This window comes from Peribacillus sp. SIMBA_075 (genome assembly GCF_046534585.1).
Genome location: NZ_JAWRYN010001377.1, coordinates 1 through 244, shown reverse-complemented (window position 1 = coordinate 244; position 244 = coordinate 1). Strand labels below are relative to the sequence as shown.

At 45.5% G+C, this 244-nt stretch carries 1 pseudogene; it reads left to right on the top strand.

The window, feature by feature from the left end:
* Positions 1–94: 94 nt before the first annotated feature.
* Positions 95–244 (top strand): annotated as a pseudogene (locus SB775_RS32845) (GNAT family N-acetyltransferase); the annotation flags it as partial.

Here is a 244-nt window from a genome sequence, read left to right as displayed (position 1 = left end):
AGCAACAATACAAACTTGCTTTAGGAGATTGCCCAGTCATTATCTTCCCTATCTTGACGTGGGAGTGGATGCTCTGGCAAAAGGAGAATAACCAATGGAAATTAGAAAACTGGCTCCACACGAAAAAGCCCCCATGTACTTGTTGCTGCTTGCTGACCCCTCGGAAAAACTCGTGGAAGAGTATTTGCAAAGAGGCGATTGTTATGTCGCTACAAAAGGAGACGATATCGTCGGTGTCTACGTC